The sequence below is a fragment of the Halomonas terrestris genome (assembly GCF_049166755.1).
GTDB lineage: Bacteria > Pseudomonadota > Gammaproteobacteria > Pseudomonadales > Halomonadaceae > Halomonas.
Genome location: NZ_JBMHFZ010000001.1, coordinates 68649 through 83514, shown reverse-complemented (window position 1 = coordinate 83514; position 14866 = coordinate 68649). Strand labels below are relative to the sequence as shown.

Annotated in this window: 12 protein-coding genes; 5 read left to right on the top strand and 7 right to left on the bottom strand. The window is 69.7% G+C overall.

What is annotated here, in order from left to right; genetic code table 11:
• Positions 1-6: 6 nt before the first annotated feature.
• Positions 7-2391: an EAL domain-containing protein gene (locus ACOMD9_RS00370; protein WP_421411412.1), complete on the bottom strand. Its 2385-nt coding sequence runs from the start codon at positions 2389-2391 to the stop codon at positions 7-9.
• Between the two features lie 222 nt (positions 2392-2613).
• Between ACOMD9_RS00370 and ACOMD9_RS00365 the strand changes: the two genes are divergently transcribed.
• Positions 2614-3771 (top strand): NAD(P)/FAD-dependent oxidoreductase, encoded by a 1158-nt coding sequence (locus ACOMD9_RS00365; protein ID WP_421411410.1) that lies wholly within the window; start codon positions 2614-2616, stop codon positions 3769-3771.
• A 1-nt stretch (position 3772) separates the two neighbouring features.
• Here the strand turns inward: ACOMD9_RS00365 and ACOMD9_RS00360 are convergent, their stop codons facing one another.
• Together ACOMD9_RS00360 and ACOMD9_RS00355 are read right to left on the bottom strand one after the other, a co-directional pair.
• Positions 3773-5371: a methyl-accepting chemotaxis protein gene (locus ACOMD9_RS00360; RefSeq protein WP_421411408.1), complete on the bottom strand. Its 1599-nt coding sequence runs from the start codon at positions 5369-5371 to the stop codon at positions 3773-3775.
• Positions 5372-5581: 210 nt separating this feature from the next.
• Positions 5582-6856 (bottom strand): O-acetylhomoserine aminocarboxypropyltransferase/cysteine synthase family protein, encoded by a 1275-nt coding sequence (locus ACOMD9_RS00355; protein ID WP_421411406.1) that lies wholly within the window; start codon positions 6854-6856, stop codon positions 5582-5584.
• Between the two features lie 168 nt (positions 6857-7024).
• On the opposite strand from ACOMD9_RS00355, the gene ACOMD9_RS00350 reads away from it, so the two are divergent.
• Complete coding sequence (locus ACOMD9_RS00350; protein ID WP_421411404.1) at positions 7025-8737, top strand: SulP family inorganic anion transporter; 1713 nt, start codon at positions 7025-7027, stop codon at positions 8735-8737.
• A gap of 10 nt (positions 8738-8747) precedes the next feature.
• Here the strand turns inward: ACOMD9_RS00350 and lhgO are convergent, their stop codons facing one another.
• Positions 8748-9944 (bottom strand): L-2-hydroxyglutarate oxidase, encoded by a 1197-nt coding sequence (gene lhgO, locus ACOMD9_RS00345; RefSeq protein ID WP_421411402.1) that lies wholly within the window; start codon positions 9942-9944, stop codon positions 8748-8750.
• A 153-nt stretch (positions 9945-10097) separates the two neighbouring features.
• Between lhgO and csiR the strand changes: the two genes are divergently transcribed.
• Together csiR and ACOMD9_RS00335 are read left to right on the top strand one after the other, a co-directional pair.
• Entirely contained in the window at positions 10098-10784 is a 687-nt protein-coding gene (csiR, locus tag ACOMD9_RS00340; protein WP_421411400.1) for a DNA-binding transcriptional regulator CsiR, read from the top strand.
• A 177-nt stretch (positions 10785-10961) separates the two neighbouring features.
• Entirely contained in the window at positions 10962-11174 is a 213-nt protein-coding gene (locus tag ACOMD9_RS00335) for a hypothetical protein (RefSeq protein WP_421411399.1), read from the top strand.
• A gap of 34 nt (positions 11175-11208) precedes the next feature.
• Here ACOMD9_RS00335 and ACOMD9_RS00330 read toward each other — a convergent pair whose 3' ends face one another.
• The 3 genes from ACOMD9_RS00330 to ACOMD9_RS00320 are packed head-to-tail and all read right to left on the bottom strand — an operon-like array spanning position 11209 to position 13636.
• Positions 11209-12153 carry a 5-oxoprolinase subunit C family protein gene (locus ACOMD9_RS00330; RefSeq protein ID WP_421411397.1) on the bottom strand — a complete coding sequence of 315 codons (945 nt, stop codon included), beginning with the start codon at positions 12151-12153 and terminating at the stop codon, positions 11209-11211.
• Complete coding sequence (pxpB, locus tag ACOMD9_RS00325) at positions 12150-12884, bottom strand: 5-oxoprolinase subunit PxpB (protein ID WP_421411396.1); 735 nt, start codon at positions 12882-12884, stop codon at positions 12150-12152. The genes ACOMD9_RS00330 and pxpB overlap by 4 nt, the downstream gene beginning before the upstream one ends.
• Positions 12881-13636 carry a 5-oxoprolinase subunit PxpA gene (locus ACOMD9_RS00320; protein WP_421411394.1) on the bottom strand — a complete coding sequence of 252 codons (756 nt, stop codon included), beginning with the start codon at positions 13634-13636 and terminating at the stop codon, positions 12881-12883. The genes pxpB and ACOMD9_RS00320 overlap by 4 nt, the downstream gene beginning before the upstream one ends.
• 223 nt (positions 13637-13859) lie before the next feature.
• On the opposite strand from ACOMD9_RS00320, the gene ACOMD9_RS00315 reads away from it, so the two are divergent.
• Positions 13860-14864, top strand: coding sequence for a TRAP transporter substrate-binding protein (locus tag ACOMD9_RS00315; RefSeq protein ID WP_421411392.1), 1005 nt, complete (start codon positions 13860-13862; stop codon positions 14862-14864).
• Positions 14865-14866 lie beyond the last annotated feature (2 nt).

Genomic DNA, 14866 nt, shown 5'->3' with positions numbered 1-14866 from the left:
CCGGCCTCACTCGCCGCCGCCGCGCCCATAGCGGACCAGGAAGTCGTCGAGCTCCATCGGCCGGGCATAGAGGAAGCCCTGGACCTCCTGGATGCCCAGCGACATCAGCCAGTGGGCCTCATCGCGGGTCTCCACCCCCTCGGCCACCACGGCCAGCCCGAGCTGGTCGCAGAATCGCACCATGGCGGCGTAGGCATCCAGGGCCCGGCCATGGCGACCGGCGGCCTGGAGCAGCGAGCGATCCAGCTTGACGCTGGTCAGCGGCAGGCGCTGCAGCAGCTGGAAGGCGGTGCGGCCGGTACCGAAGTCATCCAGTGCCAGGCGGACGCCGAGGCGCCGCAGCTTGCCGAGCACCACCTCGACGCTCTCCAGGTCACTGAAGTCGGCATGCTCGGTGATCTCGAGTTCCAGCGCTCCGGGGGCGAGTGCCAGGTCGGCGATGCGTTCGGCGAGGGCGCCATGGAAGTCACTGCCGGCCAGGGTGGCCAGGTTGACGTTGAAGGCCAGGTGAGGGAGCGACGACAGCTGCCGACGATGCCGGGCATACCACTCCAGGCTTCGGCACATCACCCAGCTGTCGAGCCGCGCCGAGATCCCCAGGATCTCGGTGATGGGCAGAAACTCGCCCGGCGAGATGGCACCGAGTTCGGGGTGCTCCCAGCGGATCAGCATCTCGGCGCCGGCCAGTCGGCCATCGAAGGGCGAGACCTTGGGTTGCACCATCAGCCGCCACTCCGCCCCGGGGGCATCGATGAGGCGCTCGAGGTCGCGAGAGAGGCGCTGGAAGCGGGTGGCCGTGTCGCGGTCGAGGGGCTCGACCCGGATCACGGGCTGGCGCCACCCCTGGCGCTCGAGGCGCAGCAGGCCGTCGTCCAGCGCCGCACAGCACTGGGCGAGGTCGGCATCGTGACCGCCCAGGCGCAGCAGGCTGGCATGCCAGGAGAGCTTGCGTGTGGACTGAGCGGCCAGGGCCATGTCGAGCCTGGCCATGAAGGTGTTGAAATCCCCCTCGCCGCTGCCTCCCTGCGCCTCGGGAATCACCCCGATCAGCCCGAAGTCGGATCCGGCATGCAGCCGCCAGCCCCGGGGCAGGTAGTCGCGCATCATGCGCAACTGCTCGCGAAACAGTGCCTGGGCATCGACCAGCCCGATCCGCTGTCGATACTCGCGCAGCCCCGGTGACAGCAGTTCGAAGAGCCAGCCGTCCCGGCCCACCTCGTGGTTGGTGAAGCCGGCCTCCAGGGCCTGGCGCGTGGGCAGGCCGGTGACACTGTCCATCATCAGCCGTTGCTGCTGCTGGCGACCCCGGCGACGCGACCAGGCCAGCAGCAGGATGATCGCCACCAGCGCGACACCCAGCCAGCCCGCGCCCCACCACAGCCGTCGGAATCGACTGTCGGCACCGGCAATGGCGCCATCCAGCTCGAGCCATTCGACGTCCTCCCTGAGCCCCGACGGGAGCCGGCGGTGGAAGGCGGCATTCAGGACCTGCCGGCCCGAGCCGACCTCCTGGACCCTCGGCAGCCGTTCGAAGGCGGGACTGAGCAGGCTCTCGACGGCGAGGCGCCCCAGGCGCCGGGTATCGAGGAGGGCCCCGCCCGCGCAGCCGAGGGAGACCTGGTACGGCAGGTGGCAGAACACCGGGATGCCGTCATCGGCGAGTTCGGGCAGCCACTGGCGGGCCTCGGCGTCGAGATCGGCGGCACCCGTGGTCTGGCCCTCGACCAGGTAGACCCGGGTCCCCGCGGGGGCTGCGGCCAGGGCCGTTCGGACCCCGGCGGGATCCCAGTCCCACAGCACGTCCACCAAGCTTGCCCGATCGAACCGGGCAAGGGTCGACAGGAAGTCGTTGGTGAGGTTCTCGCCGACCGGCGTGCGGTCGCCCAGCACGAGAAGCGGCAGGGGCGCACCGAAGATCTCGGCGAGAAAGGCGAGCGACTGCCGCTCGACAGGACGGCTCACGATCAGGCGCACGTCACGCTCGATGGCCCGGCTGCGCAGCTCGGGGTCGTTGATCCCGAGCGCCACCACCATGGGCGGGTCGCCGAGCGCCACCCGATGGTCCAGGTAGAAGCGCAGGGCCGCATCGTCGAGCAGCAGCAGGCGATCCGCCGGGGTGACCGCGCGGCGACCGGCGAGTCGGCTGAGCTGCAGCTCGAAGGCCTCGTGCTCCTGCAGTCGCCGCGCATCCAGGTAGTCGACGGCGAGACCGCCGGGGATGTCGAGCCGCGCCACCGCCTCGCCGACGCGGCCGACCAGCTCATCGGTCCAGGGGTTGCCCTGGTGATAGGAGGCCAGCACCTGGATGGTCGCCTCCCGGAGGGGCTCGGGTGCCTGGACCGGCGCGTCCGCCGACGCCATCGACGGCAACAGCAGCAGGCCGAACAGCACTCCCCGCACCGGGGCCGCATGGCCAAGCCATCCCCGGAGCCCGGCGGCACACCACCGCCGACACGCGTCATTGACCACTCTATGCATTGTTTGTTGTTCCCGGCGCCTGGCATCCCTGCGACCCACATCTCATCCCAGCACCGGTGTCCCGTCAACCCTGCGGAGCTGCCGGCATGTCAGCCGGGACTCGCCCCGCTCCCGCCATTCGGCTACCATCCGGCCATGCCCCACGCCCACGACTCGCCCGCGGTTCCGCCGTCTCGTCAGCTGCTGCTGGTGGGTGCGGGCCATGCCCACCTCCACGTGATGAGCCAGCGCCACCGCCTCGGCGACATCGCGGTGACCCTCGTCGACCCCGGGGGGTTCTGGTACTCGGGCATGGCCAATGGCGTGCTGGGAGGGCGACTCTCGCCGGTCGAGGATCGTCTCGACCCGGCACGGCTGGCCAGGCGCCACGGCGTCCGGGCACTGCGCGGGCGCCTGGCCGACCTCGACCTCGCGGGTCGGCGGGCGATACTCGCCGATGGCCGCACCCTTCCCTTCGACCTGCTCTCGCTCAATCTCGGCTCGCGTACCCCGATCCCCCCGGTCCGTCATCCCGGCCCACGGGTCTGGGGCATCAAGCCGATCCCCTGCCTGGTGGCGCTGCGCCGGCACCTCGAAGCCGAGTTCCAGCGCGGTGCCGACCCACGGCTGGTCGTGGTGGGCGGTGGTGCCAGCGGCGTGGAGGTGGCCTGCAACCTCCACGCCCTCGCGCGACGCCACGGCGGCCGCTGCTCGATCACCCTGGTGACCCGCGGCGAGCGGCTGCTCGAGGATGCCCCTCGCGGTGCCAGCCGCTGGCTGGCGCGCCTGCTGGCCAGCCGGGGCATCCGGGTGATCACGGCGACCCGTGTCACCGGTCACGCCACCGGCGGCGCCCTGGTCCGCAGCGACGAGACGCTGTTCGGGGAGGACAGCCTGGGCCTGGTCGAGGCCGATCACGTGATCCATGCCGGTGGCCTGGTCGCCCCGGAGGTGATCGAGCGCCTGGGCCTGCCGACGCTTCCCGGACGCGGACTGGCGGTGGAGGCGACCCTGCAGAGCAGCGGCGACCGGGACATCTTCGCTGCCGGCGATTGCGCCGCCATGGTCGACCACCGGTTGCCGAGGCTCGGGGTCTACGGCGTACGCCAGGCCCCGGTGCTGCTCGGCAACCTGGCGGCGCGACTCGCGGGGCAGCCGCTCGCGGCGTACGAGCCCCAGCCGCGGGCCCTGGCGATCCTGGACCTCGGCGGGGGCCTGGGCCTGGCGATCCGGGGGCAGCACTGGTGGGGCGGGCGCCTGGCACTGCACTGGAAGCGCTGGCTGGATCGCCGCTTCATGGCGGGCTACCGCTGATTCAGGCGGCACCCGCTTCCGGCTGGTAGCCGATGCGAAAGCCTCCCCAGTGGCGGCCATTGACGAACACCGGTACCGACAGGTCGTGCATGATCTCGCCGGTGTCGCGCTTGTAGGTCTGCAGCAGCAGCGTGTCCTGATGGGCGCCGCAGCGTCGCCCGGTGGGATCGTCGAAGATCCGCTTGCTGCGACTGTACGCGAGGTCGTGCTCGGGGTCGCCGCTGGGCGGCTGACTGACCTTCAGGTTGTGGGTCGGCACATAGCCGTTGCGATCGCAGCCGATGGCGTAGGCGAGCCCGAGGCGTTCCAGCAGGGGCTCCTGGATGGCCGGCAGGTGCTGGTCGGTGAAGTCGTCGAAGCCGGTACGGTACTTCGGGGGCCGAGTGTCCGGCATGGGCTCGTAGCGAGGCTCGAAGAGGGCCGCCGGGGACAGTTCGCCGCGCTGGACGGCCTTCTCGAACAGGCTCCCGAGCCGGTCGGCCGCTTCCCGGGCCGCCCGGAACACCTGCTGGTGGCGCCCCTCCAGGCGCTGCTGGGCCAGGGAGGCATCCACGGCCTCCGCCGCGGCCATCAGCGCCCGGGCCTGGGCGGCCAGGTCATGCATGTCCCGGTTCCCCTCGTCCACCTCGTGCTCGAGGGATGACAGGGTCTCGGCGACGCGATGGCTATGGTGACGGGTATCCTCCATCGCCTCGGCGATGCCGGCGATCTCCCCCTCCACCTTGTCGAAGTCACCGGTCATCGCCGTCAGCTGCTCGCCCACCTGCTGCATCTCGGCGGCGCGATCGCCCACCCGCGCCATCAGGTGACCGATGGTGTCCACGACCTGATGACTGCTGCCGCCGATATCCCCGACCAGCGATTCCACGCTGCGTGTCGCCTCCGAGGTGCGCCGCGCAAGTTCACGCACCTCCCCGGCGACCACGGCGAAGCCTCGGCCGTGTTCACCGGCACGCGCCGCCTCGATGGAGGCATTCAACGACAGCAGGTTGGTCTGCTCGGCGATCTCCTCGATCAACGAGGTGACGCTGCGCACGCTGTCGGCCTTCTGCTCCAGCGCCGCGAGCAGGCCCAGCGCCTCGCGCGAGCGCTCGGCCAGAGCCTGCATGTCCTCCACCACCCGGGAGAGCGCAGCGTGACTCTCGTGACTGGAGGTGCGGGAGCGGCTGGCCAGCGACGCCAGCTCGGCGCTGCCACCGGCCACCTGCTCGATGGCAGCGGTGATGGCATTCATGCTCGAGGAGGCCTCGCGCACCACGCCCTCCTGGCGCCCCAGGCGCTGGTCCATGCTGTCGGCATGGTGCGACACCTCGGCCGAGGCGATGGCCGTGCTGCCGGCTCGCGCCACCAGGTCATGGGCCATGCGGCGCAGCGACAGGTAGTCGCGCACCGGGGGCAGCCAGCCGCGCAGCCTGCCCTCCCTGAGGGCCACGGCATCGGCGCCGTGTACGGCGGCCATTCCATGGATGAAGCACAGCGCCCCGGAGAGCCAGGCGAGGCCCAGGGCAAGGTAGAGCGGCCAATCGGCGCGCAGCAGGAAAAGCGACAGGAGGGCCGCCGTGGCCGACACCAGGGCGGCCGGAAGCATGAGGATACGCATGGCAGGCAAGACTCGGTCGTGGTTGATGTATTGTTGTTGGCAACGCTCTTCAGGATCGGAGCATAACGCCTTGCCGCACCGGGGCGTGCTGCACTTTGGGCTGACACACCAAGGTCGCACTCAAGGTATCGCCGAGCCGGCCGATACTCGCCGGCCTCGGGTACCCGAAGCGACAGCGCCGCCGGCGTCGGCGCTGTCGAGCGGGAGGTCTCAGGCCTGGCTGGCCGCCAGGGCCTGCTCCAGGTCCTCGAGGATGTCGTCGACGTGCTCGATGCCGATGGAGAGTCGCACCATGTCCGCCGTCACCCCGGCGGCCTCGAGCTCCTCGTCGTTGAGCTGGCGGTGGGTGGTGGATGCCGGGATCGACGAGCAGGTCTTGGCATCGCCGATATTGACCAGTCGCAGGATCATGCCCAGCGCATCGTAGAAGCGGGCGCCCGCCTCCCGTCCACCCTGGATGCCGAAGCTGAGGATGCCCGAGGCACGCCCGCCCATGTACTCGCGAGCCAGGCCGTGGTCCTTGTGGCTCGGCAGGCCGGCATACTTGACCCAGGTCACCGCGGGGTGCCCTTCCAGGTACTCCGCCACCCGGAGGGCGTTGTCGCAGACGCGTTCGATGCGCAGCGACAGGGTCTCCAGGCCCTGCAGCAGGTTCCATGCCGCCTGCGCCGAGAGCGCGGCCCCCATGTTGCGCAGCGGCACCACCCGGGCGCGGCCGATGAAGGCGGCCTCGCCCAGGTCCCGCGTGTAGCAGACGCCATGGTAGGAGACGTCCGGCTCGTTGAGCAGCGGGAAGCGCTCGGCATGCTCGGCCCAGGGAAACTTGCCCGAGTCGACGATCACCCCGCCCACGGTGGTGCCGTGGCCGCCGATGTACTTGGTGGCGGAGTGGATCACGATGTCGGCGCCGTGCTCGATCGGCCGCCACAGGAACGGGGTGGGCACGGTGTTGTCGACGATCACCGGCACCCCGTGGCGATGGGCCACCTCGGCGAGCCTCGCCATGTCCACCACGCTGCCGGACGGGTTGCCCACGCTCTCGCAGAACACCGCCTTGGTGCGTGCATCGATGAGCGACTCGATGCCGGCCAGGTCGTCCTTGTCGGCGAAGCGCACCTCGATCCCCTGCCGCGGCAGGGTGTGGGCGAAGAGGTTGTAGGTGCCGCCATAGAGTTCGCTGATCGAGACGATGTTGTCGCCCGCCTCGGCGATGGTCTGGATGGCATAGGTGATCGCCGCCATCCCGGAGGCCACCGCCAGGCCGGCAATACCCCCCTCCAGGGCCGCGACACGCTGCTCGAGCACCGCACAGGTGGGGTTCATGATGCGTGAATAGATGTTCCCCTCGACCTTGAGGTCGAACAGGTCGGCGGCGTGCTGGGCACTGTCGAAGGAGAACGAGGTGGTCTGGTGGATCGGCACCGCCACGGCATGCTGGTCATCGGGGGCATAGCCGTGGTGCAGGGCAATGGTTGCGGGCTTCATGGCGCGTCCTTATCGAGATGTGATGGCGGGGAGGATCGTTTCGGGTGGATCCGGATGTTTCACCGGAAGATGCTAACCAAGTCTCAACCCGCCCACCAATATCGTTTAGTCTGGTGACCATTCGCCGGTCCTCGCGGCCGGACGCCCCATCGACGATGACGAGACCGGATGCTCAAGCGCTACCTGCCGATCCTCACCTGGCTGCCCCACTACAACCGGCGATTGTGCGGTGCCGACCTGCTGGCCGGGGCGATCGTCACCATCATGGTGATCCCCCAGTCGCTGGCCTATGCCATCCTCGCCGGCCTGCCCGCGGTGGTCGGCCTCTATGCCAGCATCCTGCCGCTGCTCGCCTACACCCTGCTCGGCACCAGCAGCACCCTGGCGGTGGGACCGGTGGCGATCGTCGCCCTGATGACCGGCGCCGCCCTCGCCGGCGTCGCCACCCCGGGCACGCCGGAGTACCTCCAGGCCGCCCTGGTGCTCTCGCTGCTCTCGGGCGGCATGCTCACCCTCATGGGGCTGATGCGGATGGGCTTCTTCACCAACTTCCTGAGCCACCCGGTGATCGCCGGCTTCCTCTCCGCCTCGGGCATCCTGATCGCCGCCAGCCAGGCGGCCCACCTGCTCGGCATCGAGGCCAGCGGCTATACCGTGGCCGAGCTCGGGCTGAGCCTGGCCGGCAACCTCGCCGACACCCACTGGCCGACGCTGGCCATCGGCAGTGGCAGCCTGCTTTTCCTGATATGGGCGCGCCGGCAGGGCAAGGCGACCCTGGTCGCCCTGAAGCTGCCGGAGACCTTCGCTGCCCTGCTGGCCAGGGCCGGCCCGGTGCTCGCCGTGGTGGTCACCACCCTGATCACCTGGCGTCTCGACCTGGCCGGCCACGGCGTGGCGGTGGTGGGCGACATCCCCCGCGGGCTGCCCCCGCTGACCCTCCCGGGCTTCGATGCCTCGCTGTGGCGCGCCCTGCTGGTGCCGGCGCTGCTGATCAGCCTGGTGGGCTTCGTGGAGTCGGTCTCCATGGCGCAGATGCTCGCCGCCAAGCGCCGCCAGCGCATCTCGCCCAACCAGGAGCTGATCGGCCTGGGGGGCGCCAACCTGGCAGCGGCCTTCTCCGCCGGCATGCCGGTGACCGGGGGCCTCTCGCGGACCGTGATCAACTTCGAGGCCGGTGCCCAGACGCCCATGGCAGGCTTCTTCGCGGCCCTGGGGATCGCCCTGGTGACCCTGTCGCTGACGCCCCTGCTGCACCAGCTGCCGATCGCCACCCTGGCCGCCACCATCACGGTGGCGGTCCTGACGCTGGTCGACATCCCCATGATCCGCCAGACCTGGCGCTACTCGAGGAGCGACTTCTCGGCCATGGCGGCGACCATCCTGCTGACCCTGGTGGAGGGCGTGGAGGCCGGTATCGTCGCCGGCGTGCTGCTCTCCATCGCGCTCTTCCTCTACCGCACCAGCCGGCCCCACAGCGCCCTGGTCGGCCGCATCCCCGGCACCGAGCACTTTCGCAACGTGGAACGACACGACACCGAAACGGCCAGTCACGTGGCCCTGCTGCGCATCGACGAGAGCCTCTACTTCGCCAATGCCCGCTACCTCGAGGACACCGTCTACGCCCTGGTGGCGAGCCGGCCGGAGCTCGAGCACGTGGTGCTGATCTGCTCGGCGGTCAACCTCATCGACGCCTCGGCGCTGGAGAGCCTGGATGCCATCAACGCCCGCCTCAAGGACTCCGGCGTCACCCTGCACCTGGCCGAGGTCAAGGGCCCGGTGATGGACCAGCTGAAGCACAGCGACTTCCTCGACGACATCACGGGGCGGGTCTTTCTCAGCACCTATGCCGCCTGGAGCGAGCTGAAGCAACGCGACGGGTGAGCCCGGCCCCTCAGAACCGGGCCTGCTCCTTCACCTTGCCGACGATATGGGCGCCGATGGGGATCGCCGAGGTGGCCGCCGGCGATGGCGCGTTGCAGACATTGACGGTCCGGCGGGTGTTGACGAACAGGAAGTCGTCGATGAGCTTGCCGTCGCGGGATACCGCCTGGGCCCGTACCCCGGCCGGCCAGGGGCCAAGATCCTCGAGGGTCAGGCTCGGGCAGTACTTGCGGACCTGCTCGAGATAGCCGCGCCGGAACAGCGAGTTCTTCATCTCCGCAAGCCCCGGCCTCAGGCTCCGTCCGAGGGCCCTGAGGATGCCCGGGTTGCTGAACATCCGCGCCATGTCGGTCAGCGAGACGTCGCGCTTGCGGTAGCCCTCGCGCTTCAGCGCCAGCACGGCATTGGGGCCGACGGTGACGCCGCCATCGATCATCCGGGTCAGGTGCACGCCGAGGAAGGGCATCGCCGGGTCGGGAATCGGGTAGATCAGGTGGTTGACGATACGATCGTGCTTCTCGGGCAACCGATAGTACTCGCCGCGGAAGGGGCAGATGGTGAAACCGGGATTGCGCCCCAGCATGCGGACCACCCGATCGGACATCAGGCCGGAGCAGGTGACCAGGTAGCGGGTGCTGAACTCCCCCCGGGAGGTGCTCACCACCACTTCACCGGGGCGCTCGTCCAGCCCGGTGACCCGGTGGCCGAAGCGCAGCTGCCCGCCGCGGCGTTCGAACTCGCCCGCCATCGCCTCGGTGACCCGGGCATAATCCACGATGCCGCTCGACGGCACGAAGATGGCGCCCAGCCCGGTGATATTGGGCTCCCGCTCGCGCAACGCGCCGGCATCGAGCCACTCGCGCTCCAGCCCGTTGGCCGCGGTGCGCTCCCAGAGTGCCTCCATGCGCTGCATCTCGAGGTCGCTGGTCGCCACCAGAAGCTTCCCGCACTCGTCGTAGGCGATGCCATGGGTGTCGCAGAAGGCCTTGGTGGCGCGGTTGCCCTCCAGGCAGAAGCGGGCCTTGAGGCTGCCCGGCGTGTAGTAGACGCCGGCGTGGATCACGCCGCTGTTGTGGCCGGACTGGTGGCGCGCCGGCCCCTCCTCCTTCTCCAGCAGCAGCATGCGGCGCTCAGGGAAGGCCTCGGCCAGCTGCATGGCGGTGGACATGCCCAGAATGCCGCCACCGATGATGATGAAGTCGAACACGGCACACCTCGAGAGTCGGGAATCGCAGACGAATCATCCCGGGAGAATATCCATCATCCGGCCAAGTTTCCATTATCCTGATGGAGTGACCACGATTACCCCGACTACAGACAATCGGGTACCATGGCAGGCGAATCAAGGAATGGCGGCATCATGGAGAGCACCCCCCGACAGAACCTGGGCATCAGTGCCTACCACTGGCTCAAGCGCGACATCATCCGCGGGGCCTTCCAGCCCGGCGAGAAGCTGCTGATGAGCCGGCTCAAGGAGCGTTACGACCTGGGCATCGGCCCCCTGCGCGAGGCCCTCTCCCAACTGGTGGCCGAGCGCCTGGTGGTAGCCATCAGCCAGCGCGGCTATCGGGTGGCCCCCATGTCGCTGGCCGAGCTGATGGATCTCTACGACGCCCGTGCGCAGGTCGAGGCGATGATGCTGCGCCTGGCCATCGAGCGCGGGGACGATGCCTGGGAGGCCGCCATCCTCGGCCGCGCCCATACCCTCTCCAAGGTGATGGAGGTGAACAGCCCCGAGGAGCTGCTGGACGTCTGGGATGCCCGCCACAAGGACTTCCATACCGCCATCGTCGGGGGCTGCAACTCGCCCCACCTGATGCAGGTCCGCCAGACCCTGTTCGACCAGGTCGAGCGCTATCGGCACCTGTGGCTGCGCGAGACGGTGTTCTCCGACGAGGCCCTCGAGCGCAAGCGCCAGGAGCATGCCGCGCTGGTCGAGGTCATCCTGGCCCGCGACGCCGACCGCGCCGCGGACATGATGCACGAGCACCTGATGACCCCGGTGCCCATCATCACCGAGGTGATGCGCAAACGCGGCATGGCCTGAGCCGACGACTGAGCTCCCTCGTCCGCAAACGACGCCGAGTGTCACACCCGCGTCATCCCCGGGGGTGAAACTTCTCCTCGAGCATCGCCGCCCCGCCGGGCGATGTTAGACTCGAAAAGAGACGGTGCACCTTCGGGACGGGGCACCGGCCCAAGGCCAGACCGCGGAGATACCCCCATGCCACACCTGCTGCGACTTCCCCGTGACCTCGAAAGCCGCCTCGAACGACTCAGCCGGCAGACCGGGTTGAGCAAGGGCGACCTGATCGAGCGCTGTGTCAGCGACGGCGTGGCGGAACTCGAGGCCCACCTCCTGCTCGAGTCTGCCGGGACGGCTCGCCCGGAGCGCTCCATCGACCAGTTGCTGCGCGAGAGCGGCCTGGGCGCCTGATCCGCCCCCTCCTTTCGGAACGGGCGCTCCGCGGTCAGGCCCTGCCGACGCTCGCCAGGAAATGGCGATGCGCCTCCAGGCAGCGCTCACCCGAGGCCGCCACCAGGTGGACCTCCTGTCCGGGCAGGCACTGGGCCAGGCGCGACGCGGCGAGCGGCGTCAGCGCCCCGAGCCGGGGATAGCCACCGATGGTCTGGCGATCATTGAGCAACGCGATGGGCTGCCCGTCCGGCGGTACCTGCACCGCTCCCAGGCCGATGCCCTCGGAGATCATCGAGGCGAGGCGACACCGCAGCCTCGGGCCGGTCAGCCGTACGCCCATGCGATCGGCACGGTCATCCACCCGCCAGGCAGCATTGAACGCCAGGTAGAGGCTCTGTCCGGTGAACTCCCCCACCTGGGCACCCGGCAGCAGCGCCAGCCGGGCCGGTTGCCGATAGTCGATCATCGACGTTTCCGGCACGCCGCGTTCGGCCACCGACCCACCGGTCCCCTCCCCGACGGCCAGCCGGTCGCCCTCGGCCAGCTTGCCGCCCCGGGTATCGAACCCGCCGAGCCCCTCGCGTACCACGCAGCTGACGCTGCCCAGCACCGGTTCGGCGCGAAAGCCCCCGGCAACCGCCAGGTAGGCCCTCAAGCCGTTCACCGGCGTGGCGAAGGCGAGGGCCTGGCCCTCGCGAACCCGCACCGGCCGCCACAGCGCCAGCGGCTCGCCCTCGAGGGTCGCGCCGAGGTCCGCGCCAGCCACCGCCACGGTCAGGTCGCGCTCGGCCACCAGCTCGAGCCCCCCGAAGGTGATCTCCAGTGCGGCCGCGCCCCAGGCGTTGCCGGCCAGCCGGTTGGACCAGGCCCAGCCGTGCAGGTCGGCCGGCCCTCCCTGGGTCACCCCCAGCTGACGCACCCCGAATCGGCCGGCATCCTGCAGCAGGGCCAGGGGACCGGCACGCCGCACGCGGAAGCCGGAAACGCTCTGCTTCATCGCCCCGCCTCCCCGTCCATCGGGGTCGTGTCCCCGCCCCGGGCCTCGAAGCTCGACCGGTCGACGGGGACGAAACGCACGCGGTCCCCGACGCGCAGCAGGCTGAAGCCCTCGCGCTCGCGATCGAAGAGGCGCACCGAGGTGCGCCCGAGCAGGTTCCAGCCCCCGGGAGTGACCGCGGGATAGGCCGCCGTCTGGCGCCCGGCCACCGCCACGCTGCCCATGGGCACCCGCTGGCGAGGCGTCTCGAGGCGCGGCACCTCCAGGCGGGCGTCGAGCAGCCCCATGAAGGCGAAGCCGGGGGCGAAGCCCAGGGCGAAGACGCGGTAGTCGGTTCCGGCGTGGCAGTCGATCACCGCCTCGACGGAGAGCCCGGTGTGCTCCGCCACCCGGGCCAGGTCCGGCCCGACGCTGGCGTCATACCAGGTCGGCAGTTCCCGCAGCTCGCCGTCCCCGGCGCCCTCGTCGGGTTCCAGGTCCTGGAGCAGCTGCGCCAGCCGGTGTCGCGCCACTTCCGGGGCCAGGCGCAGCGGATCGAAGACCACCAGCAGCGTGGTGTAGGACGGCACCAGGTCCACCAGCGCCTCGGCGAACGTCGCCTCGCAGCGCCGGGTCAGGGCGGTGAGCCAGGGCAGGTTGGCCTCGTCGATGGCATCGAACAACCGCACCAGCCAGGCATCCAGGCCGGCGGACTCGATGCGCGGCAGGGCCATGGCGGCGTTACGGCTCATGAGCTCGACTCGAGGTCGTTCAGGGCCTGGCGGATCGCCTTCACGGCGGCGATGGACTCCGGGTTGTCGCCATGCACGCAGAGGGTATCCGCGGCCAGCATCAGCTCGCTGCCATCGCTTGCCGTCAGCGGCTCGCCGGAGGCGATGCGCCGGGCCTGGTCGACGATGACCTCCGGGTCGTGATGGACCGCCCCCACCTCCCGGCGTGATACCAGGCGTCCCTCGCCGTCGTAGGCGCGGTCGGCGAAGGCCTCGAACCACAGGGTGACGCCGTGCTCGGCCGCCAGTTCGCTCACCGCCGTGGTGTCACGGGTCGCCATGGTCATCAGCGGCAGCTGCGGGTCGTAGGCCAGGATCGCGCGCATCACCGCCGACAGGATCTCCGGGTCGCGGGCCATGTCATTGTAGAGCGCCCCGTGGGGCTTCACGTAACGCACCTCGAGGTTCTCGGCGCGACACAGCCCGGCCAGGGCACCGATCTGGTAGAGCACCAGGTTCTCGACCTCCTCGGCGGAGCAGGCCAGGGAGCGGCGACCGAAGCCGACCATGTCCGGGTAGGCGGGATGGGCGCCCACGGTGACCCCGTGGCGCCTGGCCAGCCGCAATGTCATGCGGATGACGTCGGGATCCGACGCGTGGAAGCCGCAGGCGACGTTGGCCAGGTCGACGTGGGGCATCACCTCGTGATCCAGCCCCATCACCCAGGGGCCGAAGCTTTCGCCCATGTCGGCGTTGAGCAGCAGTCGTGACATGGAGACCTCCCGATTGCGTCACTGGCATTGGATAAAAACAATTTATCAATAAATTGACAATACAACATAATTAATTAGGCTAAAAAACGTTGACGTGACGTGATCTCGGCATGGCGTACCCGAGCGAAAAGGTCGCTATGCTCAGGATGGACCCATGCGGACGTCGCCGCGAGGGCGCGTCGCGCTCATCACCGACAACAAGACTTCAGAAGGAGATTCGACCATGACTGCCAGGACACCGCTGCTGGCCGGCCTGACATCGGCCGCTGCCCTGGGCCTCGGCCTGACCAGCCTGAGCCTCTCGGCCCAGGCCGCCACCGAGTGGGACATGCCCACGCCCTACGGCGACCGGACCTTCCATACCGTCAACATTCGCGAGTTCGCCGACGACGTGCGCGAGCGTACCGGCGGCGAACTCGACATCACCGTGCACTCCAACGGCTCGCTGATCGGGCATGCCGAGATCAAGAACTCCGTTCGACGCGGCATCGTGCCCATCGGCGAGCTGATCATGTCGCGGCTGGCCAACGAGAACCCGATCTACGAGGTCGATTCGGTGCCCTACCTGGCCGCCAGCTACGAGGACGCCTGGACGCTGTGGGAGGCCTCGCGGGAGATCATCGCCGAGGAGCTGGCCCAGCAGCAGCTGCGCATCCTCTTCACCGTGCCCTGGCCGCCGCAGGGGATCTATACCCAGAAGGCCGTGGAAGGCCCGGATGACCTGCGCAACCTCAACATGCGCGCCTACAACACCGCCAGCGAACGCCTGGCCCAGCTGGCCGGCGCCGTACCCACCCAGGTCGAGGTCCCCGACATCCCCACCGCCTTCAGCACCGGGCGGGTCGACGCCATGGTCACCTCGCCGGCCACCGGCGCGGACACCAAGGCCTGGGACTACCTGAGCCACTTCAACCATGCCCAGCTGTGGCTGCCCAAGAACATGGTGATCGTCAGCGAACAGGCCTTCTCGCGCCTCGACGAGGCCACCCGGGAGGCCGTGCTCGAGGCCGCTGCCGACGCCGAGGAGCGTGGCTGGGCCATGAGCCGCCAGGAGACCGACGACGCCATCGCGGTACTGCGCGAGAACGGCATCGACGTCAGCGAGCCGACCCCCGAGCTGGCCGAGATGCTCGCCGAGATCGGCGCCACCATGACCGAGGAGTGGGCCGAACGCGCCGGCGAGCAGGGCGCCATGATCCTCGAGGCCTACGAGGCCGCCCGCGACTGAAC